Genomic DNA, 23,427 nt, shown 5'->3' with positions numbered 1-23,427 from the left:
CAACGTCTGATCCTCGGGTCAAGCCCGAGGATGACGAGAAGAGAGAACAGAGATGCGCTTCACCAAGGATCACGAGTGGGTTCGCCTCGAGGGCGACGTCGCCACCGTCGGCATCAGCAAGCACGCCGCCGACGCGCTGGGCGACGTGGTGTTCGTCGAGACGCCGGACGCCGGCAAGACCGTGTCGAAGGGCGACAGCTTCGCCGTCGTCGAGAGCGTCAAGGCGGCCTCGGACGTCTATGCGCCGGTGTCGGGCGAAGTGGTCGAGGGCAACGCCGCCCTGGCCTCGGCGCCGGAGACCGTCAACGCCGACCCGGAAGGCGAAGGCTGGTTCGCGAAGATCCGCGTGTCGGACGCGTCGCAGCTCGACGCCCTGATGGACCGCGCCGCCTACGACGCCTTCCTCGCCACCCTCTGATTAGAAGTCAGATGCTCTAGCGGCCCTCCCCGGCCAGGAACATTCCATGCGCTACCTCCCCCTGACCCCTGACGACCGCACGGCGATGCTCGCCGCCATCGGGGCCAAGTCGATCGACGACCTGTTCGTGGACGTGCCGCAGGCGGCGCGCCGGGAGGGGTTCGTGGACCTGCCGCGCGTGGCGGGCGAGCTGGAGGTCGAGCGGACGCTCGGGGCCCTTGCGGCGCAGAATACGGCGGCGGGGTCCGTGCCGTTCTTCTGCGGCGCGGGAGCCTATCGCCACCATGTGCCGGCGACGGTGGATCATGTGATCCAGCGGTCGGAGTTCCTGACCAGCTACACGCCCTATCAGCCGGAAATCGCCCAGGGCACGCTGCAGTATCTGTACGAGTTCCAGACCCAGGTCGCGAACCTGACCGGCATGCCGGTGGCCAACGCCTCGCTGTATGACGGCTCGACCGCCATGGCCGAGGGCGTGCTGATGGCCACGCGGGTGACCCGCCGCAACAAGGCGGTGATCTCGGGCGGGGTGCATCCGCACTATGTCGCCGCCACCGAGACGGTGGTGCATGCGGTGGGCGTCGAGACCCAGGTGCTGGCGGCCGCCGTGGACGCCGAGGCGGACGTCATCGGCCAGATCGGGCCGGATACCGCCTGCGTGGTGGTCCAGACTCCGAACGTGTTCGGCACGGCCACGGATGTGACGAAGATCGCGGAAGCGGCCCATGCGGCCGGCGCGCTGCTGATCGTGGTGGTGACCGAGGCCGTGTCGATGGGCCTGCTCAAGTCGCCGGGCGAAATGGGGGCCGACATCGTCGCCGCCGAGGGCCAGTCGATCGGCAATGCGCTGAACTTCGGCGGGCCCTACGTCGGCCTGTTCGCCTGCCGTGAGAAACTGATCCGGCAGATGCCGGGCCGCCTGACCGGGGAGACGGTGGATGCCGACGGCGCGCGCGGCTTCGTGCTGACGCTGTCGACGCGGGAGCAGCACATCCGGCGCGACAAGGCGACCTCGAACATCTGCACCAACTCGGGCCTGTGCACCCTGGCCTTCACCATCCACATGAGCCTGCTGGGCGAGACGGGGCTGCGCAAGCTGGCCCTGCTCAACCACGAGACGGCGGTGGCGACGCGCGACGCGCTGGCGTCGATCCCCGGCGTCGAGGTGCTGACGCCGCGCTTCTTCAACGAGTTCGCGGTGAAGCTGCCGAAGAACGCGTCGGAGGTGGTGGATGCGCTGGCCGCCAGGGGCGTGCTGGCCGGCGTGCCCTACGGCCGTCTGGCGCCCGCTGCCGGACTGGACGACGTCCTGCTGGTCGCCGCCACCGAGACCACGACCCCGGCCCATATCGCCGCCCTGAAGACCGCCTTGGCGGAGGTTCTGTAATGAGCACCATGAACACCGTCGGTCGGCCGACCACGCCGAACCAGGTCCAGTCGAAGCCCGCCACCCTGACCGGCGGGCGCGGCCTGTTGCAGGACGAGCATCTGATCTTCGAGAGCGATGGCTGGGGCAAGACCGGCGTCGATCTGCCCGAGCCGAAGACGGACGGCGGCGACCTGGGCGATCTGGTGCGCAAGGATCCGATCGGCCTGCCGGGGCTCAGCGAGCCCGAGGCGATGCGCCACTATGTGCGGCTGAGCCAGAAGAACCACGCCATCGACCTGGCCATCTATCCGCTGGGCTCGTGCACGATGAAGCACAACCCGCGCCTGAACGAGAAGATGGCGCGCCTCCCCGGGTTCTCGGACATCCACCCGCTGCAGCCGCAGTCGACGGTGCAGGGGGCGCTGGAGCTGATGGACCAGCTGGCCCACTGGCTGAAGACCCTGACCGGCATGCCGGCGGTGGCGATGAGCCCGAAGGCCGGGGCGCACGGCGAGCTGTGCGGACTGATGGCCATCCGCGCCGCGCACGAGGCGTCGGGCGAGCATCTGAAGCGCCGCAAGGTGCTGGTCCCGACCTCGGCCCACGGCACCAACCCGGCCACCGCCGCCTTCGTCGGCTATACGGTGGTGGAGGTGGCCCAGACCGATGACGGCCGCGTCGACGTGGCCGATCTGGCGTCGAAGCTGGGGCCGGACGTGGCCGCCATCATGGTGACCAATCCGAACACCTGCGGCCTGTTCGAGCGCGACATCCTCGAGATCAGCCGGCTGACGCACGAGGCCGGGGCGTATTTCTACTGCGACGGGGCGAACTTCAACGCCATCGTCGGGCGGGTGCGGCCGGGCGACCTGGGCGTCGACGCGATGCACATCAACCTGCACAAGACCTTCTCGACGCCGCACGGCGGCGGCGGGCCGGGCGCGGGTCCGGTGGTGCTGTCGGAGGCGCTGGCCGCCTTCGCCCCGGCCCCGTGGGTGGTGTCGGGAGGCGACGGCTTCAAGCTGGTCGAGTTCGCGGAAGGTGAAGCGGAACAGGCCTTCGGCCGGCTGTGCGCCTTCCAGGGCCAGATGGGCATGTATGTCCGAGCCCTCAGCTACATGATGAGCCACGGCTCGGACGGGCTGCGGCAGGTGGCCGAGGACGCGGTCCTGAACGCCAACTATATCAAGGCGCGGCTGTCGGACCTGATGAGCCCGGCCTTCCCGGACGGCCCGTGCATGCACGAGGCCCTGTTCGACGACGAGTGGCTGAAGGGCACGGAGGTGACCACGCTCGACTTCGCCAAGGCGATGATCGACGAGGGCTTCCACCCGATGACCATGTATTTCCCGCTGGTCGTGCACGGGGCGATGCTGATCGAACCGACCGAGACCGAGTCGAAGCAGGAGCTGGACCGCTTCATCGAGGCGATGCGGGCGCTGGCCGAGGCGGCCAAGGCCGGAGACGTCGACCGGTTCAAGGGCGCGCCCTTCCACGCGCCGCTGAAGCGGCTGGACGAAACGCGGGCGGCGCGTCAGCCGGTGTTGCGCTGGACGGCTCCTGAAGGGTCGAACATCGCCGCGGAATAGACCAGTCGCGGCAATGTGAACGCCGCCCTCCCCAAAAGGCGTATCCTTCTCCACGCGTTATCAGAACCGGAACTGGCGTTGGGAGGCGCTGAGGTCATGATGTCACGCGTACAAAAGGGTCTGGCCGCCGGTTTCGCGGCGACCGTGGTGGTCTCGATCATCGAGGCGATCAACATGACGGTGGGGCACTGGGCCGTCGCATTCCCGCAGCTGCTGGGCGTCATTCTGCAGCAACCCCAGGATCAGCCGGTCGTCGGCTGGATCGCCCACTTCGTCGCGGGTCTCGGCCTCGGCGTCGTGTTCGGGGTGCTGTGCCCCCGGCTGCCGACCGACACGGCGGAGTCCAAGGGCATCGTGTTCGCCGTCGGGGCCTTCATCCTGATGGGCCTGGTCGTCGCCCCGATCGGCGGCGCGGGCCTGTTCTTCATGAAGGCGGGCTTCGGCACCCTCGCCTGGATGATCGCCAGCCACGCGATCTTCGGCATCGTGCTCGGGAATGCCTACGGACGGCTGGTCGGCCGCAGCCGGGAAGCCCAGCACATGATCCACGGCGATCACATCCACCGTCACGGTCCGTACCACGCCTGAGCGGTCGGGCCGGAAAGCGAAAGGGCCCCCGCTGTCGCCAGCGGGGCCCTGTGCGTTTCGGCGATCCCGCCCGCCTAGTTCAGGCGCGAGCCGATCTGGGCGATAGCGGCGTCGAGCAGCGGGTCGGTCTTCTGGCCGGCCAGACGGGCGGCGAGGATCTGTTCGGCGGCGCGGGCGGCGAGGTCGGCGGCGGCCGCCTTGACCTCGGCGGAGGCCTGGGCCTCGGCCTGGGCGATGCGGCGCTCGGCCAGCGCCTGACGGCGGGCCAGGGACTCTTCCAGCTTGACCTTGGCCTCGGCCTCCATCACGCGGGCGTCGGCCTCGGCGGCCTTGAGCATCTCGGCGGCCTGGGCCTCGGCCTCGGCCTTCTCGGCGCGGATCTGGGCGAGCAGGGCCTCGGCCTCGGCGCGCAGGCGGGCGGCCTCGTCGAGTTCAGCCTGGATTTTGGCGGCCTTGGCGTCCAGGGCCGAGCCGACCAGCTTGAACGCGCCGGTGAAGACGCAGATGGCGAGGAACAGGACCAGGCCGACGCCGACCCAGAGCTCGGCGCTGTCGAGGCGGAAGAAGCCCTCTTCGAAGACCATGTTCATGTCAGGCGGCTCCCTTGACGGCGGCGGCGGCCTCGGCGGCGGTCGGCGCCTTGCCGGTCAGGCGCTCGACGATGGCGGCGGCCGTGTCGGAGGCGATGGCGGCGACGTTGGTCATGGCGGCGTCGCGGGTCTGGCCGATGGCGGTCTCGGCCTCGGCGATGCGGGCGTTGACGACGGCTTCCTCGGCGGCGGCGCGGGCGTTGGCCTCGTCGGTGACGCGGGCCTTGGCGGCGGCGGCGGTGGCGCGCGAGGCGGCGCGGGCGGCCTCGACCTCGGCCTTGGCGGCCTCAGCCTGGCCAGCGGCCTCGGCCTGCACCTGACGGGCGGTGGCGACGGCGCCGGAGATGGTCTGCTCGCGCTCGTCGAAGACCCGGCGCAGGCGCGGGGCGAAGACCCTGGCGATGAGGAGATAGAGGATGGCGAACAGGAAGATCAGATAGACGATCTGACCGAACCAGTGCTGGAACTCGAACTGCGGCAGGCCGCCGGATTCGTGCTCGCCGCCGTGGGCGGCCGCCGTCGTGGCGTGCGTGTCCTCGACCGCCACCGGGTGCGGGGCGTCGGGCGTATGGACGGTCGGGTGGGCAGTGGTCATCTGTCGCCTGGTCGTTGAGCTACGGTCGATCCGTCAGCCGGCGACGGCGCGGTCCGCCGAAAGGCAGGCCGCGCCGCGCCGGAAGGACGAAATCAGGCCGAGTACAGCAGGATGCCGAGCACGAACGACAGGATGCCCAGGGCTTCGGCCAGAGCCGCGCCCACGAACAGGTTGCCGATTTGCGAGCCGGCGGCCGACGGGTTGCGCAGGGCGCCCGCCAGGAACTGGCCGAAGATGTTGCCGACGCCGATGCCGGCGCCGATCATGCCGGTCATCGCGAGGCCGGCGCCGATGAGCTTGGCGGCTTCTGCTTCCATGGTCGTAAGTCCTAGTCTGAGGTTGGTTGGTTGGAGACGAAACTGGTCCGGGCCTTAGTGACCGTGGCCCAGGTTGACCACGTCGTTGAGATAGATCGTGGTCAGAACAGCGAAGACGAAGGCCTGCAGGAAGGCCACGAGGAACTCCAGCGCGGTCAGGCCGACCGTCATCCCCAGCGACAGGATGAAGACCGGCACGCCGAGCCAGCCGATAGCGCCGCCGATGGCGACCACCGCGAAGCCGGCGAAGACCTTCAGGGCCACGTGGCCGCCCATCATGTTGCCGAACAGACGAAGCGTCAGGGTGACCGGCCGCAGGAGGAAGGAGACGAACTCGATGATCACCACGAAGGGCAGCACCAGCCACGGCACGCCCGACGGCACGAACAGGGTGAAGAACTTCAGCCCGTGTTTCACGAAACCGATGGCCAGGACCATGAGGATGGTGATGACGCCGAAGGTGGCGGTGACCGCGATCTGCGACGTGGCGGTGAAGCTGAGGAACAGGCCGAGGAAGTTCATCGCCAGGATGAACAGGAAGATCGTGAACACGAACGGGAACAGCTTGCGGCCGTCGTGGCCGATGATCGAGTCGACGAGGCCGTCGATCATGCCGAACAGGGTCTCGCCCGCGGCCTGCATGCGGCCGGGCACCACCTTGGCGCCGGCGGTGACCAGGGTCAGGAACAGCACGACCATGCCGAACGCGACCGTCATCGCGAGGTGCGAATTGGTGAAGGCGAGCGTCTGCTGCCCGATGAGCGGCACGTCGACCACGACCTCGGGGGTCAGCGGCTGGATCTGGAACTGGTGTAGCGGATCGGCCATCGAGCCCTTGGTCCCTAGTCTTCTTCGTCGTCGTCGAAGGGAACCGACTTCGGCTCCACCCCGCTTGCCTTCGCCTGGGCCATCAGGCGTTGCGCCGTCCGCCAGGCCATGAATACCGAGACGGCGAAGCCCAGAAGGACGCCGCCGATCAGACCCCAGGGTCCCGTCCCGGCGAACCGGTCCACGATGAACCCGAGCGCCAGTCCGACGAACACGCCGCCGAACAGGTCGGCGAGGATACGCCACGCCTGCCCCGCCGCCGCCTGCCCCGCCGCCTCGTGAGACAGCTGGCGCGCATTGCGCGCCTCCATCGCGGATGCGCTTTCGGTGAGGCGTTTGATCGCCTCTTCGCGCGATTCCGGCTGGGTTGACATGGGCGGCCTCAGCACTCCGGCACGGATGTCGGAGGGGGTCTGAATTCGGCGCGGAACCTATAGGCGGGACCCCCGCAGGTCAAGGCGGCGAGGAACGCCTTTAGGCCCTTGATTTTCCGCACGTTTATTTCGCCCTTCGCCGGGCGTGGCGAACGGTCGCTGGCGGTCGCGCGGATTCGCGGCATGAGTCCTCGCAGGCGGTGACGCTTCGGAGAGCCGAGGTTCGTCACGAGGGACACGAAGGGCGGCGGCCGATCGGACCGGCCTGCGGCCGCGAGGCTGGCTAGCGACCGCCCTGGAGGCAGTGGCGGGCGGTGTAGAGGCCGTTCAGGTAGTACCAGCGATTCTCGTCGGCCTCGCGGCGGCGGCGCTCGGGCGCATTGAGGGCGTTGACGCCGGCCATGACCAGTCCGGCCCCCGGGATCAGGGCCGCCGCGCCGGCCTTGGCCACAGTGGTGGCCGTGCCGAGGGCGCCGCCGCCGGGGGTTCCGCCCATCCGCTCGCTGAGCGTCGCGGCCTCGTCGGCGATCTGGCGACAGGTGAGGGAATCGTCCCCGGCCCGGGCCACCATCGCGCTGTCGGCGTCGGCCTGCTGGGTCGCGCAGCCGCTGCAGAGCAGGGCCGCGGCAATGAACACATGGGCTTTCACAACGGGTACTCCACCTCTGCCTGTCCGGGACAGAACGGGGGTGGAGGAGTCCGGTTGCGCCCGATCAGGCGCGGGCGACGCGCGAGGCCTCGACGCCCAGGGCCTGCAGCGCGGCGGCGGCGATGTGGGAGGCGTTCAGGCCCGCCTGGTCGTACATGGTCACGGGATCGGCCTGGTCCTGGAAGACGTCGGGCAGGTGCAGGGTGCGGATCTTCAGGCCGGCGTCGAGCGCGCCGCGTTCGGCAAGCATCTGCAGCACGAAGGCGCCGAAGCCGCCCATGGCCCCCTCCTCCACCGTGATCAGGCAGTCGTGCTCGCGGGCGAGGCGCAGGATCAGGTCTTCATCCAGCGGCTTGGCGAAGCGGGCGTCGGCGACGGTGGCGGAGACGCCGCGGGCGGCGAGGGCGTCGGCGGCCTTGAGGGACTCCTGCAGGCGCGTGCCAAGCGAGAGGATGGCGACGGTCGTCCCCTCGCGGACGATGCGGCCCTTGCCGATCTCGAGCGGCGCGGCCAGCTCCGGGATTTCGACGCCGACGCCGTCGCCGCGCGGATAGCGGAAGGCGGAGGGGCGGTCGTCGATCTCGAGACTGGTGGCGATCATGGCGGCGAGTTCGGCCTCGTCGGCCGCGGCCATCAACACCATGCCCGGCAGGGCGCCCATGTAGCCGATGTCGAAGCTGCCCGCGTGGGTGGCCCCGTCGGCCCCGACCAGACCGGCGCGGTCCATGGCGAAGCGCACCGGCAGCTTCTGGATGGCCACGTCGTGGACGACCTGGTCATAGCCGCGCTGGAGGAAGGTCGAGTAGATGGCGCAGACCGGCTTCATGCCGTCGGCGGCGAGGCCGGCGGCGAAGGTGACGGCGTGCTGTTCGGCGATGCCGACGTCATAGGTGCGCTCGGGGAAGGCCTGGCCGAACAGGTCCAGCCCGGTGCCCGACGGCATGGCGGCGGTGATGGCGACGATCGAGGGGTCGAGGGCGGCGCGCTTGATCAGCTCGGTCCCGAACACCTTGGTGTAGCTGGGCGCGTTCGAGACCGACTTCGACTGCTTGCCCGAGACCACGTCGAAGCGGGCGACGGCGTGCAGCTTGTCGGCGCTGGATTCGGCGGGGGCGTAGCCCTTGCCCTTCTGGGTCACGACATGGACGATCACCGGCCGGTCGGTGATGGCGGCGGCGTTGCGCAGGATGGGGACGAGGTTGTCCATGTCGTGCCCGTCGATCGGGCCGATGTAGTAGAAGCCGAGCTCCTCGAAGAAGGTGCCGCCGACGACCATGCCGCGGGCGTATTCCTCGGCCTTGCGGGCGGCGTTGCGGAACGGGCGCGGCAGGTGCTCGGCGACCGACTTCCCGAAGCGGCGGAAATTGCGGTAGGCGCCGCCCGACACCTGTTTGGCCAGATAGGCGCTCATGCCGCCGACGGGCGGGGCGATCGACATGTCGTTGTCGTTGAGGATGACGACTAGTTGCTTGGTCGTCTCGGCGGCGTTGTTCATCGCCTCATAGGCCATGCCGGCGGACATCGAGCCGTCGCCGATGACGGCCACGACCTTGTTGTCGCCGCCCTGCTGGTCCCTGGCGGCGCAGAAGCCGAGCGCGGCGCTGATCGAGGTCGAGGCGTGGGCCGCGCCGAACGGGTCGTATGCGCTCTCGCTGCGCTTGGTGAAGCCCGAGAGCCCGCCGGGCTGGCGCAGGGTGCGGATGCGGTCGCGGCGGCCTGTCAGGATCTTGTGCGGGTAGCACTGGTGGCCGACGTCCCAGATCAGGATGTCCTTCGGCGTCTCGAACACATGGTGCAGGGCCACGGTCAGCTCGACCACGCCGAGGCCGGCCCCGAGGTGGCCGCCGGTCGTGGAGACGGCGTCGATGGTCTCGGCGCGCAGCTCGTCGGCCAGCTGCCTCAGCTGGGGAATGTCGAGGCTCCGCGTGTCGGCGGGAAGCTTGACCTTGTCGAGCAACGGCGTGTCGGGCATTCGGCGACCTTGGACCCTTGGAGACTCGGGGAGACTGTCGTTCTAACCCGCTCTAGACCATTTCGCTGCCGGGCGGGTCGATCCGGCGTCGAAAAGCGGTTCAGAAGCGGTGCAGACCGGGTGGCGATTCAGGAGCGGCGTTCTAGCACGTAGTCCACGCTGGCCTTGAGGATATCGGCGTCGGCGCCGAACGGGTCGAGGTGGGCGCGGGCCTGGTCGGCGAGGTGCGCGACCCTGTGCCGCGCCGCCTCGATGCCCAGCAGGGTGACGAAATTGGTCTTGCCCTGGGCGTGGTCCTTGCGGGCCGCCTTGCCGAGGATGTCCTCGTCGCCCTCGACGTCGAGCAGGTCGTCGACGATCTGGTAGGCCAGGCCGATGTCGTGGGCGAAGCTGATCAGGGCCTGGCGGTGGACCTCGCGGGCGTCGGCGATGATCAGCGGGATCTCGAAGGCGTAGGTGAACAGGGCCCCGGTCTTGAGCCGCTGCATGCGGGCGACGCCGCCGAGATCATCGCGGACCCCGAGCAGGTCGATCATCTGGCCGCCGGCCATGCCGCGCGCGCCGGAGGCCAGCGACAGGCGGGCGGCGAGTTCGCAGCGCACGGCCGGGTTCTCGTGGGTGTCGGGGTGCAGCAGGATGTCGAAGGCGGCGGTCTGCAGGGCGTCGCCGGCGAGGACGGCGGTGGCCTCGTCATAGGCGCGGTGCACCGTCGGGCGGCCGCGGCGCATGTCGTCGTCGTCCATACAGGGCAGGTCGTCGTGGACCAGGCTGTAGGCGTGGACGCATTCGAGGGCGCAGGCGGCGCGCAGCACCGGCCGCTCCTCGATGTCGAACAGATTGGCCGCCTCCAGGGCGAAGAAGGGGCGCAACCGCTTGCCGGGGCCGAGCGCCGCGTAGCGCATGGCCTCGGTCAGGCGCGATTCGGGACCGTCGGCGCGGGGCAGCAGCTCGTCGAGGGCGACGGTGACGAGGTCGGCGGTCTCGGCGACGCGGTCGATGACGTTCTGCTCGGGCGAGTTGGCGGCGAGAACGTTCAGAACAGCCTCCCGCCCACGGGCACGTCGCGGTCAACGCCGACCAGCACCACCTCGCCCGCCGCGTCGGGGAAGCCGAGGGTCAGGACCTCGGACATGAACGGGCCGATCTGGCGCGGCGGGAAGTTGACCACGGCGGCGACCTTGCGCCCGACCAGCTGGTCCGGCGTGTAGTGGACGGTGATCTGGGCCGAGGACTTCTTCACGCCGATGTCGGGACCGAAGTCGATGGCCAGCCTGAAGGCCGGCTTGCGGGCCTGCGGGAACGGGTCGGCCGAGATCACCTGGCCGACCCGGATGTCGACCCTGAGGAAGTCGTCGAAGCTGATGGTCGGCGCGGCGCCCTCGTGGGCGGGGCCGGACATCAGTCGAACCCGGCCGGTTCGACGCCCTTCGCCTGGCCGTCGGCGCCGACGACGATCTTCTCGACCCGCAGCTGGGCGGCCTTGAGCCGGTCCTCGCAGTGGGCCTTGAGGCGCGCACCCTCCTCGTAGAGGGCGATCGATTCCTCGAGCGGGGCCTGGCCGGACTCGAGGCGGGAGACGATCTGCTCGAGGCGCTGCAGGGCGTCCTCGAAGCTGAGCTCGGCGGGAAGGGCGTTGGCGTCGGTCATTTGCGGGCGACCCTAGAGGGGGGCGCGGCCCGCCTCAAGTACGCCGTTCGTAGCGGCGCTGGGACCAGTATTTGAAGCCCTGGTTCTCGACGAGCTTCCAGCCGTCGGCCTTCAGCCGCTTGCCGACCATGTGATTGAAATAGCCGTGGGCGAGGACCAGCACGTCCTGGCCCGACTCGGCGCGGGCGATCAGCGCCTGGGCCGCCTGTTCGGCGCGGACCTCGGCCTGGGCGCGGGTCTCCTGGCCGTCGTGATGGTTGAAAGCATGCCACCAGATGCGGGCCACCGCGCCCCAGTATTTCGGCGGCAGCTTGAACCAGGAAGGGAAGCGCGGCGGCGGCAGGGGCGCCTCGATGAACAGGGCGTCGGACATGACCTCGCGGCCGGCGGCGATGGCGGCGGCGGTCTCCTGGGCGCGCGGCCGTGTCGAGGCGTAGATGGCCCCGGCCCCCTCGGCGGTGACGAGCAGCTCGGGCGGCGGCGTCTGGCCGGCGCGCAGGCCGCCGACCTCGTACTGGGCCCACCAGTCGCGGTACTGGTCGGCGGTGAGCAGGCATTTGCGCGACAGGGCCGGCTCGCCGTGCCGGGCGAGGATGATGGCCCCGGGGCGGACGGCGACCAGGGCGGCCGGGCGCGGAACGGGCGCCGGCGCGGGGTGGTCTGCGGTGGGTTCTCGGGCGGGAGCTGACATAAGCGGCGGGCGGGAAAGCGTTTCGCGTTCCGGCCCCTAGTCCTCCCCCAAAGCCTGGACATGGGCGGCCGCCGAACGACCGAGCCCTTCTAGGTCGTAACCGCCCTCGAGCGAGGAAACAACCTTGCCCGAACAGCACGATCGCGCGACCTCGGCCACGGCGCGGGTGGCCCAGGCGAAATCCTCGGCCTCAAGGCTCTGGTGGGCCAGCGGATCGCGGCGGTGGGCGTCGAAGCCGGCCGAGATCAGGATCAGGTCCGGGCCGAAGGCTTCCAGCGCGGGCATCAGCGCGCCGGCGAAGGCGGCCCGCCACGCCTCCCGGGCCGCATGCGGCGGCATGGGCGCATTGACGATATTGCCGACGCCGGTCTCGGACGCGGCGCCGCTGCCGGGATAGAGGGGCGACTGGTGGATGGAGCCGAGGAACAGGCTGCCGTCGCTCTCGAAGGCCGCCTGGGTGCCGTTGCCGTGGTGAACGTCGAAGTCGATCACGGCGACGCGGGCCAGGCCTTCCGATTGCGCCACCCGGGCGGCGATGGCGACGTTCGAGAACAGGCAGAAGCCCATGGCGCGGTTTGGCTCGGCGTGGTGCCCGGGCGGGCGGACGGCGGCGAAGGCGCGGTCGGCCTCGCCGCGGGCCACGGCCCGGACGGCGTCGACCGCCGCTCCGGCGGCGAGGCGGGCGGCGCGGACGCTGCCGGGCGACAGGAGGGTGTCGGCGTCGATCGCATTCAGCCCCTCGGCGGGCGAGGCGTTGAGCAGATTGGCGACGTAGGCGACCGGATGCAGCCGCTCCAGGTCGGCGATCGAGGCTTCGGTCGCGGAGCGGCGGTTGCGCGACAGGCCCGCGTCGTCGAGGGCGTCGAGCACGGCCCGCAGCCGTTCCGGCCGCTCGGGATGGCCGGCGCCGGGCCGGTGCCCGATCATGTCCGGATGGGTGAAGAGGGTGACGCTCACCGGGCGAGATTATGCGCCCGCGCCGCACTTGTCGCGCCCGGATCGAGGCTGTAGGCGCCGGTCATGCCCGAGCCCCTGATCCGCCCCGCCGTTGACGCCGACGCCGCCGCCCTGGGCGAGCTGGGACGGCAGACCTTTGTCGACACCTTCGTGGCCGGGTTCGGCATCCCCTACCCGGCCGACGACCTGGCCGCCTTCCTCGACGCCAGCTTCAGCCCCGAGACGCTCCGGACCAAGCTGAAGGAGCCGGGCGCCGCCTGGTGGGTGGCGGAGCGGGGCGGCGAACTGCTGGCCTTCGCCAACGCAGGGCCGAACACCCTGCCCCATCCGGACGCGCGGGCCAGCCACGCCGAGCTGCGGCGGCTGTATGTGTCGAAGGCGGCGCAGGGGTTCGGTCTGGGCACGAAGCTGCTGGCGGCGGCGCTGGAGTGGATGGAGGCGAACGGCGACGGACCGCTGTGGATCGGCGTCTGGAGCGGCAACCTGAAGGCGCAGAAGCTGTATGCCGCCTACGGCTTCGAGAAGGCCGGCGAATACCAGTATCCGGTCGGGCGGTGGCTGGACGACGAGTTCATCCTGCGGCGCGGCTGACGGAACCGCGGACGAAGCCGGCGGTTGGCCGCCCATGCGCGACGTTCGGATCGGCACCTCCGGCTGGGCCTACAAGGACTGGAACGGGCCGTTCTATCCGGACGAGGTCAAGGCGGCCGGACGGCTGGAATATATCTCGCGCCGGTTCCGGACGCTGGAGATCAACGCCAGCTTCTACCGCATGCCCACGGAGCAGGCGGTGGCGGGGTGGCGGCAGCAGACGCCCGACGATTTCCTGTTCGCCTGGAAGGCCTCGCGCTTCCTGACCCACAACAAGAAGCTGAAGGACCCGGTCGAGCCGCTGGCCTATATGTTCGAGCGGGCGAAGGGTCTGGGGGCGAAGCTGGGGCCGATCCTGTTCCAACTGCCGCCCAACCTGCACCGCAATGACGAGCGGCTGCAGGGATTCCTCGACGCCCTCCCCGCCGGCTGTCGCTACAGCGTCGAGTTCCGCCACCCCGGCTGGTACGCCGATGAGGTGCTGGAGATGCTGCGCCGGCGCAATGTGGCGCTGTGCGTGTCAGACCATCACCACGCCCCCGCCCCATGGGAGACGACCGCGAACTTCGTCTATCTGAGAGGCCATGGACCCGGCGGCCATTACCACGGCCGCTACGGCGAGGCGGCGCTGCGAGAGTGGGCGGAGGCGATCCGCGAGTGGCGCAGGGACCGCGAGGTGTTCGTCTATTTCGACAACGACATCAAAAGCGCGGCGCCGGCCGACGCGGAACAGTTGACGGCCCTGCTCGGGACGGGCTGAGCCTCATTCCCAGGCGGTGCGGTTGGGCGAGAAGGCGTCAAGGGTCTCCAGCAGGGTCTTGACCAGGCCCCGCTCCTCCTCGCTCAGCTCCGGCCGCCAGATGTCGAAGATCAGGACGACCCGGGTCTGGTCGCTGGTGTTGCGGGCCTCGTGCTCGATGGTGTCGTCGAAGACCCAGGCCTTGCCCCGCTCCCACTGGCGGACGTCATTGCCGACGCGGAACTCGCAGCCGGGCGGGACGATCAGGGGAACGTGGCAGATCAGCCGGGTGTTGACCCCGCCGGTGTGCGGCTTGATGTGGGCGCCCGCCTTGAGCTGGGAGAACATGATGTAGGGCGACCGTCCCTCGACCCGGCACAACGGGACATCGGCCAGAGCCTCCATCGTTCGCGGGCAGCGCGCGGCGTTCGGAGTCTCCTTGCCGTCCTTCCAGAGAAAGCAGGTGCTCCAGTCCATGCTGTCGACCAACGGATAGTCGGGCCGGTTCGGCAGGCCCGGCGCGGTGCGCAGATAGGGGGCGAAACCGGCGTCCTCGTACAGCAGGTCCGTCAGCTCCTCGGTCATGGCGTCGACCGCCGCCTCGACCTTGTCCAGCCAGGAGAACATGGAGCGGGGGTAGAACTGATGGGCCGGCAGCTCGGGGTAATAGAAGCCGTGCGGCTGCGGCTGGTACAGCGTGCGACGGCCGGTCAGAAGGTCGAGGGCGTGGGTGAAGCGCGGGTCCGACCGACCCTCGACATAGCCCGCCTTGTCGAGGCTCTCGCGCAGCCGCGCGCCGGCGCCGGAGACCACCCGGTCGCGAAACGCTCGGGCCCTCGCGACCCCGTCGGCGAGGTCCGGCGCCAGGCCCGTCGCGCCGCCGCCGACCTGGAGAACGGCGCCATAATAGACGTTGGCCTCGCGCTGGAGGTTCTGGGCGGCGAGGAGGTCGGCCTTGGCCAGCAGGGCGCGCAGGTCCTTCGGGGCCAGGGCGAGCGCCCGGTCGAGGGCCGCGTGCGCCGCGTTCGCGTCACCGGACCGGTAGGCGGCGACGGCCTCGCGGACGAGAGCGTCGGGGGTGCTGCGAGAACTGTCCATGGTCCGCTTCCTAGACGGCGGGCGCCGCGCGCTTCAAGCGGAACGAGGCGCGCGTTTCCCGCGGGCGGCTCGCGCGCTATGCTCGCCGAGGCCCAAAGGAACCCTCGCCGGACATGCTCCTCCCCTTCTTCACCGCCCTGCGCGACGCGAAAGTGCCCGTGTCGATGAAGGAATGGCTCCACCTTATGGAGGCCATGGACAGGGACGTGGCCGGGCGGCGGGTCGATGACTTCTACCACCTGTCGCGGGCGGTGCTGGTCAAGGACGAAAAGCACTACGACCGCTTCGACCAGGTGTTCGACAAGGTGTTCGCAGGCGTCGAGACCGTCGGCGCGGGCGAGGACCTGACCACCGACATTCCCGAGGACTGGCTGCGGCTGCTGACCGAGAAATACCTGACCGACGAGGAAAAGGCGCAGATCGAGGCGCTGGGCGGGTTCGACAAGCTGATGGAGACGCTGAAGCAGCGGCTCGAGGAGCAGAAGGGCCGGCACGAGGGCGGCAGCAAATGGATCGGCACCGGCGGGACCAGCCCGTTCGGCCACGGCGGCTACAATCCCGAGGGCGTGCGCATCGGCGGGCCGGGCCGGCAGGGCCGCGCGGTCAAGGTGTGGGAGAAGCGCGAGTACCGGAACCTGGACGACCAGGTCGAACTGGGCACGCGCAACATCAAGGTGGCCCTGCGCCGGCTGCGGCGGTTCGCGCGGCAGGGCGCGCCGGACGAGTTGGACATGGACGCCACCATCGACGGCACGGCGCGGCAGGGTTGGCTGGACATCCACATGCGGCCCGAGCGCCGCAACACCATCAAGGTGCTGCTGTTCCTCGACATCGGCGGCTCGATGGATGCCCACGTAAAGATGTGCGAGGAGCTGTTCTCGGCCGCGAAGACCGAGTTCAAACACTTGGAATTCTTCTACTTCCACAACTGCCTCTACGAGGGCGTCTGGAAGGACAACCGGCGCCGGCACAGCGAGAAGATTCCGACCTGGGAGCTGCTGCACAAATACCCGGCCGACTGGCGGGCCATCTTCGTCGGCGACGCCACCATGAGCCCCTATGAGGTGACCATGCCCGGCGGCTCGGTCGAGCACTGGAACGAGGAGGCCGGCGCGGTCTGGATGAAGCGGGCCACGCAGCAGTGGGACAAGGTCGCCTGGTTGAACCCGTCGCAGGAGCGCTACTGGAGCTATTCCGCCTCGGTGGGAATGATCCGCGAACTGGTCGACGAGCGGATGTATCCGCTGACGCTGGCGGGACTGGAGAAGGCGATGCGGGCGCTCGCCAAATAGGCTAGTCTGCCCCTGTCACATCCGGGAGGTCCGCCATGCTCGCCCTCGTCGCCGCCGTCGTCCTGCAGCAGGCCGCGTCCGGCCAGGTGGTGTGGCAGACCGCCGAGCCGCCCGAGCCGGCCGCCACGCCGGCCTATGCGCCGCCGATCCCCGACTGGGCCAGAACCGATCCCTACGGCTACGAACGTTCGGAATGCAGCCCGCTGCTGCGCGCCGCCAGCGAAAGCCTGGAGACCTGCCAGGCGCGGGTGCGAACCGCCCTGGCCGCCAATCTGGGCGACGCCCTCCCGGCCGGACTGGCCCCGGCGGGCGCGGTCGATACCTGTCGCCAGGAAGCGGCTGGCGATCGCTACGCCCTGCAGTGCGGCGCGCCGAGCCGGTCGGGGCCGGCGACGTCGCCGCTGGTCGAGCGCACCTGCGAGTCGCGCCCCCGCGTCCAGCCGGAGGGCGGCGTGGTCTGGACCGAGGAGTGCCGCCCCGCCGACGGCCGCAAGCCCCCGGAGGAAGGCTTGACCTTCCGCCTCGGCGGCGACGACGACTAGACCAGCGCCGGCCGCTAGTGGCGCTTGTCGTCGCGCAGGGTGTCCTTGATCCCGCCGACGGCGTTCTGGACCTTGCCGGACACCTGGTCGGCCTTGCCCTCGGCCTTCAGCTTCTCGTCGCCGGTGATGTTCCCGGCCGCTTCCTTGGCCTTGCCGCCCATGTTGCGGGCGGCGCCTTCGACACGATCGTGATCGGCCATTCTGGATCTCCTGGCTTGGCCGCTTCCGCGGCGAGGGTCAGGGGAGCGGTCGAGCTGCGCCGGATGTTCCGTACGGCGCCGCTTGGGGCGGCGTCCTACCTGCGCCGCAACCACACCGCGACCGCCCAGGCATGGGCGTCGTGGCGGAGTTCGTTGAGGGCCGTGTGGGGATGCAGCCAGACCAGTTCGTGATCGGCCTCGACCTTGGCGGACGGGTCGAGCGACAGCTGCTCCGCGATCCAGAAGCCGGCGATGTTGTTGACCGGCGCGCCGTCCGACCTGCGAAAATACTGGGCGGCCTCCGCGAGACGGACGAAGGGCCGGACGGCCATGCCCGTCTCCTCGACGAATTCGCGGACCAGCGCCTGCGGCTCGGTCTCGTCGCCGTCGATGGCGCCGCCCGGCAGGTCGTAATAGCTGGCCTCGCCGCGGTCGACGCGCACGCAGGCCAGCTTGCCGTCGTGGAAGACCAGGCCGAAGGCCGTGGGCCGGGCGGGATAGTCGAGGGAAGGGTCGCGGTCGCCGAACTGGAGCATGGCGGGAGTCTAGCGCGCCGCCGGCTGGAGGTCGAAGGCGAGACGGGCGCGCACGCCGGAATGGGCGGCGTCGTATTCCACCCGGGTGCGCAGGCCTGAGGCCATGGCCGTCACGATCCGGCCGCCAAGGCCGGTGCCGCGCGGCTTGCCGCTGCCCAGGCCCGGACCGTCGTCCTCGACCGTCAGCACGGCGCGGCCGTTCGGCGCGTCGGGCTCCAGGAGGATGCGGATCTCGCCGCCCTTGCCGGGTTCGTAGGCGTATTTGACGGCGTTGGTGACCAGTTCGGTGACGATCACCCCGATGGACACGGCCTGGTCGGTCGAGACATCCAGCGGCGCGGCCTTCAGGAGCAGCGTGGGGGAGCCCGCCCCGGGCGCCAGCGACTTGCCGAGTTCGGCGATCAGCCCCTCAAGGTATTCGTCCATGGCCACAGAGGACATGTCGTCCGAGGTGTAGAGGCGGCGGTGGACGTGGGCCACGGCTTCGATCCGCGCCTGCGATTCCTTCAGGGCGGCGCGGGCGCCCTCGTCGGCGAGATGGCGCAGCTGCAGCGACATGAAGCTGGAGACCAGCTGCAGGGAGTTGCCGACGCGGTGATTGACCTCGCGCAGCATGGCCTCGGCCCGGTCGCGGGCCCGGGTCAGTTCGGCGGTGCGGTCGCGGACCTGGGTTTCGAGCCCGGCGTTCATGCGGTCAAGCGTGTCGCGCGCGGCCTGGATCTCGCCAATGTAGCGCCGGACCAGCCAGATCATGATGCCGGCCAGCACCAGCACCAGCAGCCCCGCCAGGGCGTTGGCCGCCATGGTCAGCCGCAGGCCGTGTTCGGACTGACGGGTCCTCGCGTCGAGACGTTCGTTCTCGATCTCGTCGATGGCGCTCGTACTCGACCGGATGGCGTCCATCCTGGCCGCGCCCTGGCCGGATCGGTTCAGCCGCAGGGCCTCGCCGGTCCGGCCGGTCCGCGACAGGGCGATGGTGCGTTCCAGTTCGGCCAGCTTGTCGCGCGCCGCTTCCAGCAGGACCGTGACGTGAGGCTCCAGCTGGGGATCGCCGGCCGTCAGCTGCTCCAGCTCCTGCATCTGTTCGGCCACGGTGATCTCGGCGCGGCTGTAGGGCGTGAGGAATTCCGCGTCGCCCGACAGCAGGAACCCTCTCTGGCCGGTCTCGGCGTCGAGCAGCGACAGCAGCACCAGATGGGCGGCGCGGCGGACCTGCTGCGAGCGCTCGACCTGATCGTTGAAGGCCGCCGTGCGCTGGATCATCACGAAGGTGGCGATGTTGACGGCCAGCAGCAGCAGGATGGCGCCGGCCAGCAGGGCCACGATCGTTCGCCCGATGCCAGGCGTGCGTGCAAACCGGAGCAGGGCGGGCAAGGATGGGCGGACAGCCGAAAACATCGGGCGCGAGCATTAGCGGCGCGTTTTGGCCTGTCCAGTCGCGCGCGAAGGGAAACCGTCACAGTTCCGCGCATTTAGGGTAAAGATCATCGGATGGGGCGGGAGTGACGACATGGTTTGGTGGTGGTGGATCGCACCGGCGCTGGTCGGACTTATCGGGCTGGTGCTGCTGTTCCGGGGCCTGGGCGCCCTGTTCAGGGGGCGGGTCTTCGGCGGCCTGCTGGGCGGCGTGAGCGGGGCCGGCTTCATCGCCGCGGCCATGGTCGCGGCCCTGCTCGGGCTGGACGTGCAGACCTATTCACGCCTGACCTATGAGCGGCCGGTGGCGACGATCGAGACGCGCCAGCTGGGCCCGCAGTATTTCGAGGCCACGGTGATGCAACCCGATCGCGGCGAGAACGCCCCGGCGGTCAGCAACCTGTATCCGCTGCACGGCGACGAATGGCGGATCGAGGCCCAGGTGCTGAAGTGGAAGCCGTGGGCCAATGTGCTGGGGCTCGACACCCAGTACCGTCTGGACCGGCTGTCGGGCCGCTACCAGTCCATCGAGCAGGAGATCAACGGGGCGCGCAGCGTGCACCCGCTGGCCGGCGGGGACGCCGGGCCGACCTGGATGCCGTGGAAGGTCAGCGCCTGGGACACGGCGCGGAAATACCGCCAGTACGTCGACGCGGTCGACACCCTGTATGGCGGCGGCGCCTATATGCCGATGGCCGACGGGGCCCGCTACGAGGTGTGGATCACCCAGTCCGGCCTGATCGCCCGCCCGGCCAACGATGTGGCGCGCAACGCCTCGGCGGGCGGTTGGACGGAAGCGGACTAGGTCACTCGCCGGCGAAGCTGTCGCGCAGCAATTCCAGGGTCTGGCCGTTGCCCTGGTGGAAGAAGCCGTAGAGCGTGTCGAAGGCCGGGCCCGGCCCGAAGCCGGTCGCCGTCAGCGTCACGCGGGTGCGGTCCTCGCCGACCGGATCGAGCTCCATGACGGTGGCCGTCTGCCCGAACTCGGCCGCGTGCGGAAAACCGGGCGGCGCCTTCACATTGCGGATGGCCAGCATGCGGCCGGGCACATAGGCGACGATCTGGTTCTGGATATTGCCGGGAGCGCCGGCCGTCGCGTCCGGCGCATAGGCGGTCTCGATCACCCCGCCGGTGCGGAAGTCGACCTCGGCGAAGCCGACCCCGAGGCGCCGCCAGCCCTCCGCGGTGGTCAGGGCGGTCCACACCTCCGAGGGCGGGGCGGGAATCTCGACCGACAGCTGGATGATGCGGTGGCCGTTCGCCTCGACGCTGGAGCTGTCGACGAGGCCGCCGGCGGTCTGGGCCGTCGCGGGGGAACCCGACAGCGCCGTCATCGCGGCGACAAGGAGCAGCAGGCGCATGGGAACCTCCCTGATCTGGAACGACCCTTATAGCCCGGGCCGCGCCGTTCCCTAGACCGTTCCGATCGTCCTCAGCCGCGCCTTCGGGTGGACCTCGTTCTGGCTCATGACCACGGTCTGGCCGCGGAAGCGTTCGATGATCGAGCGGACGTAGGGGCGGACCTGCGGGCCGGTCAGCAGGACGGCGGTCTCGCCGGCCATGGCGGCGCGCTCGAAGACGTCGCGAACGGCGCGAATGAAGTCCTGCAGGCGCGACGGGGCCATGGCCAGCTGCTTGTCCTCGCCCTGCCCGACCAGCGCCTCGGCGAAAGCCTGCTCCCAGTCGGGCGACAGGGTGACGATCGGCAGGGCGCCGTCGTCGCCCTTGTGCTGCCAGCACAGCTGACGGGCGAGGCGGGCGCGGACGTGCTCCACCAGGCTGGTGACCGACGAGGTATGCGGAGCCGCCTCGGCGAGGCCCTCAAGGATGGCCCCGAGATCGCGGATCGAGACCTTTTCGCGCAGCAGCGACTGGAGCACGCGCTGCAGGGTGGTGACGGTGACCACCGACGGGATCAGCTCGTCGACCAGCTTCTTCTCTTCCGGGCCCAGCTCCTTCAGCAGTTTCTGCACCTCGGCGTAGGAGAGCAGCTCGGCCATGTTCTCCTTGAGGATTTCGGTCAGGTGGGTGGTCAGCACCGTCGAGGGGTCGACGATGGTGTAGCCGCGGAAGGTCGCCTCCTCGCGCAGGCTCTCGTCGATCCAGGTGGCGGGCAGGCCGAAGGCGGGCTCCTTGGTGTGCTCGCCGGGCAGTTCGACCTGGCGGCCGGCGGGGTCCATGGCCATCAGCGAGCCGAGACGAACCTCGCCTTGCCCGGCCTCCATCTCCTTGATGCGGATGGCGTAGCCCTGGGTGCCGAGGCGCATGTTGTCGAGGATGCGGACCGACGGCATGACGAAGCCGTACTCCTGGGCCAGCGAACGGCGCAGGGCGCGGACCTGGTCGGTCAGGCGGCGGCCCTCCAGATCGTTGATCAGCGACAGCAGGGAGTAGCCCAGCTCGATCTTGACCTCGTCGATGGTCAGGGCGGTGCCGATGGGTTCCTCGACATCCTCCTTGGGGCTGGCCGCCGCGGTGCTGAGCTCGGCCTCCGTCGGCTTGGGCTTGAGCCGCTGCCGGCCCAGCCGCCAGGCCATGAAGCCGGTCCCGATGGCCAGGGCCGCGAACGGGATCAGCGGCATGCCGGGGATCAGGCCGATCAGGCCGGCCGCGCCGGAGACGACGCCGAGGCTGACCGGGTTGGTGGCCAGCTGGGCGACCAGGGCCTTGTCGGCGGTGCCCTCGACGCCCGCCTTGGACACCAGGAAGCCGGCGGCGATGGAGATGATGATGGCCGGAACCTGGGTCACCAGGCCGTCGCCGATGGTCAGGGCGACATAGGTGTCGGCGGCCTCGGAGATCGGCAGCTGATGCTGGATGACGCCGATCAGGATGCCGCCGATGGCGTTGATGAAGACGATGATCAGGCCCGCGACGGCGTCGCCGCGGACGAATTTGGAGGCGCCGTCCATGGCCCCGAAGAAGGTCGATTCCTGCTCCAGCTCCTTGCGGCGCAGCTTGGCCTGCTCCTCGGTGATCAGGCCGGACGACAGGTCGGCGTCGATGGCCATCTGCTTGCCCGGCATGGAGTCCAGGGTGAAGCGGGCCGAAACCTCCGCGATGCGGGTCGAGCCCTTGGTGATGACCACGAAATTCACCACCAGGATGATGGCGAAGATGATGATGCCGATGATGAAGCTGCCGCCCATCATCAGGGCGCCGAACGACTGGATCACCTGACCCGCCGCGCCGTGGCCCTCGTGGCCGTGGGTCAGCACCAGCCGGGTCGAGGCCAGGTTCAGGCCGAGCCGGAACAGGGTGGTGACCAGCAGCACCGTCGGGAAGATGGCGAAGTCCAGCGGCTTCTTCATCATCACCGCGGTCATCAGGATCAGCACGGACGAGACCAGCGACAGGGCCAGCAACAGATCCAGCAGGAATTTCGGCACCGGCAGGATCAGCAGCAGGATGACGCCGATGACCCCGATGGCCATGGCCACCTCGCCGCGCGCGACCCAGCCGAGGATGTCGCGGCCGCTGGGGCGGGCCATGCCGTCCTTCATCATCGTGGCGGCGGCGTCGGTCATGCGGCGTGGCCGAGCGCGGCGAGCGCCATACGGGCAGCGTCGGCGATGACGGCCTCATGGCGCGCGGCGGGGCCGCTGGCCGCCGCGTGATAGTAGGCGGCCACGATCACCGGCGCGCCGACCGGCGGATAGAGGACGCCGATGTCGTTGGTAGGGCCGTAACCGCCGGTGCCGGTCTTGTGCGCCACGGTCCAGCCGGCCGGGACGCCTGCCTTGAGCCGAGCCTGCCCCGTCGGCGTGTCGGTCATCCAGCGCAGCAGCAGGGCCTTGTTCGCCGCCGACAACGGCGTGTCGGCGTCGATCAGAAGCCGGTTGATGTTGGCCGCCGACCGCAGGGGGGTGATGGTGTCCTTGTCGCCGTCGAGACGGTTCATGGTCGGCTCGAAGCGGTCGACGGTCGTGCTGTCGTCACCGAGCGAGCGGTAGAAGGCCCGCATCGCCTCCAGCCCGCCAAGGGCTTTGAGTAGAAGGTTGGCGGCGGGATTGTCGCTGACCTCGACGGCGCCCTTCATCAGGGCCTCGACGCTGAGCGACCGGCCGATCGCTGGTTCGGTCAGGGGTGCGTGATTGACCATGTCTTCGGCGGTCACCGGAATCTGGCGGTCGAGCCGCTCCTCTCCTGCCTGCACGCGCAGGAAGGTGGCGGCGGCCAGATACATCTTGAAGGTCGAGCAGTAGACGAACCGCTCCTCTCCGCGCCAGGCCAGGCGACGGCCGGAGCCGGTGTCGTGCGCGACGAAGCCGAGACGGCCGCCGTTGTCGCGCTCGAGCGGCGACAGGTCGAAAGCCTCCGGAGCTGCGGCGGCCTCCTGCGCCGCCTCCGGTTCGGCGCGGGCGCAGCCGGCCATCGCCAGCGCCCCAAGGCCGGTCAGGACGCTTCTGCGGTCCGTTCGGAGACTCAT

The 23,427-nt window shown here is 69.9% G+C and carries 28 protein-coding genes; 9 read left to right on the top strand and 19 right to left on the bottom strand.

Annotated elements, in window-relative coordinates; all coding sequences use genetic code 11:
* Window positions 1–52: 52 nt before the first annotated feature.
* The 4 genes from gcvH to VEA98_RS04670 all read left to right on the top strand — a co-directional run bounded on the left by gcvH (window position 53) and on the right by VEA98_RS04670 (window position 3,964).
* The gene (gene gcvH, locus VEA98_RS04685) at window positions 53–418 is read left to right on the top strand and encodes a glycine cleavage system protein GcvH (protein ID WP_324811319.1); all 366 of its coding nucleotides are present in this window, start codon (window positions 53–55) and stop codon (window positions 416–418) included.
* A 46-nt stretch (window positions 419–464) separates the two neighbouring features.
* Complete coding sequence (gcvPA, locus tag VEA98_RS04680) at window positions 465–1,805, top strand: aminomethyl-transferring glycine dehydrogenase subunit GcvPA (protein WP_324811318.1); 1,341 nt, start codon at window positions 465–467, stop codon at window positions 1,803–1,805.
* Window positions 1,805–3,376, top strand: coding sequence for an aminomethyl-transferring glycine dehydrogenase subunit GcvPB (gene gcvPB, locus VEA98_RS04675; protein ID WP_324811317.1), 1,572 nt, complete (start codon window positions 1,805–1,807; stop codon window positions 3,374–3,376). Before gcvPA ends, gcvPB begins: the two co-directional genes overlap by 1 nt.
* 96 nt (window positions 3,377–3,472) lie before the next feature.
* Window positions 3,473–3,964 carry a DUF6789 family protein gene (locus VEA98_RS04670; protein ID WP_324811316.1) on the top strand — a complete coding sequence of 164 codons (492 nt, stop codon included), beginning with the start codon at window positions 3,473–3,475 and terminating at the stop codon, window positions 3,962–3,964.
* Window positions 3,965–4,038: 74 nt separating this feature from the next.
* Here VEA98_RS04670 and VEA98_RS04665 read toward each other — a convergent pair whose 3' ends face one another.
* From VEA98_RS04665 to VEA98_RS04610, 12 genes are all read right to left on the bottom strand, one after another.
* Window positions 4,039–4,554 (bottom strand): F0F1 ATP synthase subunit B, encoded by a 516-nt coding sequence (locus VEA98_RS04665; RefSeq protein ID WP_324811315.1) that lies wholly within the window; start codon window positions 4,552–4,554, stop codon window positions 4,039–4,041.
* A 1-nt stretch (window position 4,555) separates the two neighbouring features.
* Window positions 4,556–5,149 (bottom strand): hypothetical protein, encoded by a 594-nt coding sequence (locus VEA98_RS04660; protein ID WP_324811314.1) that lies wholly within the window; start codon window positions 5,147–5,149, stop codon window positions 4,556–4,558.
* Between the two features lie 92 nt (window positions 5,150–5,241).
* Window positions 5,242–5,466: a F0F1 ATP synthase subunit C gene (locus tag VEA98_RS04655; protein WP_324811313.1), complete on the bottom strand. Its 225-nt coding sequence runs from the start codon at window positions 5,464–5,466 to the stop codon at window positions 5,242–5,244.
* A gap of 54 nt (window positions 5,467–5,520) precedes the next feature.
* A complete protein-coding gene (locus VEA98_RS04650) occupies window positions 5,521–6,294 on the bottom strand; it encodes a F0F1 ATP synthase subunit A (protein WP_324811312.1) in 774 nt (257 codons plus the stop codon).
* A 14-nt stretch (window positions 6,295–6,308) separates the two neighbouring features.
* Window positions 6,309–6,668 carry an AtpZ/AtpI family protein gene (locus VEA98_RS04645; protein WP_324811311.1) on the bottom strand — a complete coding sequence of 120 codons (360 nt, stop codon included), beginning with the start codon at window positions 6,666–6,668 and terminating at the stop codon, window positions 6,309–6,311.
* Between the two features lie 283 nt (window positions 6,669–6,951).
* A complete protein-coding gene (locus tag VEA98_RS04640) occupies window positions 6,952–7,305 on the bottom strand; it encodes a hypothetical protein (RefSeq protein WP_324811310.1) in 354 nt (117 codons plus the stop codon).
* Window positions 7,306–7,381: 76 nt separating this feature from the next.
* On the bottom strand, window positions 7,382–9,289 hold the full coding sequence (dxs, locus tag VEA98_RS04635; RefSeq protein WP_324811309.1) for a 1-deoxy-D-xylulose-5-phosphate synthase: 1,908 nt from the start codon (window positions 9,287–9,289) through the stop codon (window positions 7,382–7,384).
* A gap of 128 nt (window positions 9,290–9,417) precedes the next feature.
* Window positions 9,418–10,326, bottom strand: coding sequence for a farnesyl diphosphate synthase (locus tag VEA98_RS04630; RefSeq protein ID WP_324811466.1), 909 nt, complete (start codon window positions 10,324–10,326; stop codon window positions 9,418–9,420).
* Window positions 10,323–10,688, bottom strand: a complete 366-nt coding sequence (locus tag VEA98_RS04625; protein ID WP_324811308.1) for a tRNA-binding protein — start codon at window positions 10,686–10,688, stop codon at window positions 10,323–10,325. The genes VEA98_RS04630 and VEA98_RS04625 overlap by 4 nt, the downstream gene beginning before the upstream one ends.
* The gene (locus tag VEA98_RS04620; protein WP_324811307.1) at window positions 10,688–10,936 is read right to left on the bottom strand and encodes an exodeoxyribonuclease VII small subunit; all 249 of its coding nucleotides are present in this window, start codon (window positions 10,934–10,936) and stop codon (window positions 10,688–10,690) included. Before VEA98_RS04620 ends, VEA98_RS04625 begins: the two co-directional genes overlap by 1 nt.
* Before the next feature lie 34 nt (window positions 10,937–10,970).
* Complete coding sequence (locus VEA98_RS04615; protein ID WP_324811306.1) at window positions 10,971–11,627, bottom strand: histidine phosphatase family protein; 657 nt, start codon at window positions 11,625–11,627, stop codon at window positions 10,971–10,973.
* Between the two features lie 36 nt (window positions 11,628–11,663).
* Window positions 11,664–12,584 (bottom strand): histone deacetylase family protein, encoded by a 921-nt coding sequence (locus tag VEA98_RS04610; RefSeq protein ID WP_324811305.1) that lies wholly within the window; start codon window positions 12,582–12,584, stop codon window positions 11,664–11,666.
* A 63-nt stretch (window positions 12,585–12,647) separates the two neighbouring features.
* On the opposite strand from VEA98_RS04610, the gene VEA98_RS04605 reads away from it, so the two are divergent.
* Window positions 12,648–13,175, top strand: a complete 528-nt coding sequence (locus VEA98_RS04605) for a GNAT family N-acetyltransferase (protein WP_324811304.1) — start codon at window positions 12,648–12,650, stop codon at window positions 13,173–13,175.
* A 34-nt stretch (window positions 13,176–13,209) separates the two neighbouring features.
* Complete coding sequence (locus VEA98_RS04600; protein WP_324811303.1) at window positions 13,210–13,935, top strand: DUF72 domain-containing protein; 726 nt, start codon at window positions 13,210–13,212, stop codon at window positions 13,933–13,935.
* 3 nt (window positions 13,936–13,938) lie between these two features.
* Here VEA98_RS04600 and VEA98_RS04595 read toward each other — a convergent pair whose 3' ends face one another.
* Window positions 13,939–15,012: an aspartyl/asparaginyl beta-hydroxylase domain-containing protein gene (locus VEA98_RS04595; RefSeq protein WP_324811302.1), complete on the bottom strand. Its 1,074-nt coding sequence runs from the start codon at window positions 15,010–15,012 to the stop codon at window positions 13,939–13,941.
* Between the two features lie 113 nt (window positions 15,013–15,125).
* Between VEA98_RS04595 and VEA98_RS04590 the strand changes: the two genes are divergently transcribed.
* Both VEA98_RS04590 and VEA98_RS04585 read left to right on the top strand, forming a co-directional pair.
* Window positions 15,126–16,304, top strand: coding sequence for a VWA domain-containing protein (locus VEA98_RS04590; protein ID WP_324811301.1), 1,179 nt, complete (start codon window positions 15,126–15,128; stop codon window positions 16,302–16,304).
* A 35-nt stretch (window positions 16,305–16,339) separates the two neighbouring features.
* The gene (locus VEA98_RS04585; RefSeq protein ID WP_324811300.1) at window positions 16,340–16,846 is read left to right on the top strand and encodes a hypothetical protein; all 507 of its coding nucleotides are present in this window, start codon (window positions 16,340–16,342) and stop codon (window positions 16,844–16,846) included.
* Between the two features lie 14 nt (window positions 16,847–16,860).
* Here the strand turns inward: VEA98_RS04585 and VEA98_RS04580 are convergent, their stop codons facing one another.
* The 3 genes from VEA98_RS04580 to VEA98_RS04570 all read right to left on the bottom strand — a co-directional run bounded on the left by VEA98_RS04580 (window position 16,861) and on the right by VEA98_RS04570 (window position 18,905).
* Complete coding sequence (locus VEA98_RS04580) at window positions 16,861–17,046, bottom strand: CsbD family protein (protein WP_324811299.1); 186 nt, start codon at window positions 17,044–17,046, stop codon at window positions 16,861–16,863.
* A gap of 95 nt (window positions 17,047–17,141) precedes the next feature.
* Complete coding sequence (locus VEA98_RS04575) at window positions 17,142–17,582, bottom strand: NUDIX domain-containing protein (RefSeq protein WP_324811298.1); 441 nt, start codon at window positions 17,580–17,582, stop codon at window positions 17,142–17,144.
* Window positions 17,583–17,591: 9 nt separating this feature from the next.
* The gene (locus tag VEA98_RS04570) at window positions 17,592–18,905 is read right to left on the bottom strand and encodes a sensor histidine kinase (protein ID WP_324811297.1); all 1,314 of its coding nucleotides are present in this window, start codon (window positions 18,903–18,905) and stop codon (window positions 17,592–17,594) included.
* Window positions 18,906–19,092: 187 nt separating this feature from the next.
* Between VEA98_RS04570 and VEA98_RS04565 the strand changes: the two genes are divergently transcribed.
* Window positions 19,093–19,803, top strand: coding sequence for a hypothetical protein (locus VEA98_RS04565; RefSeq protein WP_324811296.1), 711 nt, complete (start codon window positions 19,093–19,095; stop codon window positions 19,801–19,803).
* A gap of 1 nt (window position 19,804) precedes the next feature.
* Here VEA98_RS04565 and VEA98_RS04560 read toward each other — a convergent pair whose 3' ends face one another.
* From VEA98_RS04560 to bla, 3 genes are read right to left on the bottom strand one after another with little or no spacing between them, the layout of a single operon-like run.
* Window positions 19,805–20,359 (bottom strand): SRPBCC domain-containing protein, encoded by a 555-nt coding sequence (locus VEA98_RS04560; protein WP_324811295.1) that lies wholly within the window; start codon window positions 20,357–20,359, stop codon window positions 19,805–19,807.
* A gap of 51 nt (window positions 20,360–20,410) precedes the next feature.
* Window positions 20,411–22,525: a flagellar biosynthesis protein FlhA gene (gene flhA / locus VEA98_RS04555; RefSeq protein WP_324811294.1), complete on the bottom strand. Its 2,115-nt coding sequence runs from the start codon at window positions 22,523–22,525 to the stop codon at window positions 20,411–20,413.
* Complete coding sequence (gene bla, locus VEA98_RS04550) at window positions 22,522–23,427, bottom strand: class A beta-lactamase (RefSeq protein WP_324811293.1); 906 nt, start codon at window positions 23,425–23,427, stop codon at window positions 22,522–22,524. The genes flhA and bla overlap by 4 nt, the downstream gene beginning before the upstream one ends.

The sequence above is a fragment of the Brevundimonas sp. genome (assembly GCF_035627055.1).
GTDB lineage: Bacteria > Pseudomonadota > Alphaproteobacteria > Caulobacterales > Caulobacteraceae > Brevundimonas.
The sequence above is the reverse complement of the archived record's forward strand: the minus strand, read 5'-3'. Positions and strand labels throughout refer to the sequence as shown.

Coding starts and splice junctions, on each gene's coding strand:
- flhA (WP_324811294.1), bottom strand. CDS start 22,525: ATGACCGACGCCGCCGCCACGATGATGAAGGACGGCATGGCCCGCCCC.
- VEA98_RS04615 (WP_324811306.1), bottom strand. CDS start 11,627: ATGTCAGCTCCCGCCCGAGAACCCACCGCAGACCACCCCGCGCCGGCG.
- VEA98_RS04605 (WP_324811304.1), top strand. CDS start 12,648: ATGCCCGAGCCCCTGATCCGCCCCGCCGTTGACGCCGACGCCGCCGCC.
- VEA98_RS04670 (WP_324811316.1), top strand. CDS start 3,473: ATGATGTCACGCGTACAAAAGGGTCTGGCCGCCGGTTTCGCGGCGACC.
- VEA98_RS04585 (WP_324811300.1), top strand. CDS start 16,340: ATGCTCGCCCTCGTCGCCGCCGTCGTCCTGCAGCAGGCCGCGTCCGGC.
- VEA98_RS04660 (WP_324811314.1), bottom strand. CDS start 5,149: ATGACCACTGCCCACCCGACCGTCCATACGCCCGACGCCCCGCACCCG.
- VEA98_RS04655 (WP_324811313.1), bottom strand. CDS start 5,466: ATGGAAGCAGAAGCCGCCAAGCTCATCGGCGCCGGCCTCGCGATGACC.
- VEA98_RS04575 (WP_324811298.1), bottom strand. CDS start 17,582: ATGCTCCAGTTCGGCGACCGCGACCCTTCCCTCGACTATCCCGCCCGG.
- VEA98_RS04650 (WP_324811312.1), bottom strand. CDS start 6,294: ATGGCCGATCCGCTACACCAGTTCCAGATCCAGCCGCTGACCCCCGAG.
- VEA98_RS04600 (WP_324811303.1), top strand. CDS start 13,210: ATGCGCGACGTTCGGATCGGCACCTCCGGCTGGGCCTACAAGGACTGG.
- VEA98_RS04590 (WP_324811301.1), top strand. CDS start 15,126: ATGCTCCTCCCCTTCTTCACCGCCCTGCGCGACGCGAAAGTGCCCGTG.
- VEA98_RS04645 (WP_324811311.1), bottom strand. CDS start 6,668: ATGTCAACCCAGCCGGAATCGCGCGAAGAGGCGATCAAACGCCTCACC.
- VEA98_RS04560 (WP_324811295.1), bottom strand. CDS start 20,359: ATGCGCCTGCTGCTCCTTGTCGCCGCGATGACGGCGCTGTCGGGTTCC.
- bla (WP_324811293.1), bottom strand. CDS start 23,427: ATGAGTCTCCGAACGGACCGCAGAAGCGTCCTGACCGGCCTTGGGGCG.
- VEA98_RS04665 (WP_324811315.1), bottom strand. CDS start 4,554: ATGAACATGGTCTTCGAAGAGGGCTTCTTCCGCCTCGACAGCGCCGAG.
- VEA98_RS04580 (WP_324811299.1), bottom strand. CDS start 17,046: ATGGCCGATCACGATCGTGTCGAAGGCGCCGCCCGCAACATGGGCGGC.
- gcvH (WP_324811319.1), top strand. CDS start 53: ATGCGCTTCACCAAGGATCACGAGTGGGTTCGCCTCGAGGGCGACGTC.
- VEA98_RS04620 (WP_324811307.1), bottom strand. CDS start 10,936: ATGACCGACGCCAACGCCCTTCCCGCCGAGCTCAGCTTCGAGGACGCC.
- VEA98_RS04595 (WP_324811302.1), bottom strand. CDS start 15,012: ATGGACAGTTCTCGCAGCACCCCCGACGCTCTCGTCCGCGAGGCCGTC.
- VEA98_RS04565 (WP_324811296.1), top strand. CDS start 19,093: ATGGTTTGGTGGTGGTGGATCGCACCGGCGCTGGTCGGACTTATCGGG.
- VEA98_RS04625 (WP_324811308.1), bottom strand. CDS start 10,688: ATGTCCGGCCCCGCCCACGAGGGCGCCGCGCCGACCATCAGCTTCGAC.
- gcvPA (WP_324811318.1), top strand. CDS start 465: ATGCGCTACCTCCCCCTGACCCCTGACGACCGCACGGCGATGCTCGCC.
- dxs (WP_324811309.1), bottom strand. CDS start 9,289: ATGCCCGACACGCCGTTGCTCGACAAGGTCAAGCTTCCCGCCGACACG.
- gcvPB (WP_324811317.1), top strand. CDS start 1,805: ATGAGCACCATGAACACCGTCGGTCGGCCGACCACGCCGAACCAGGTC.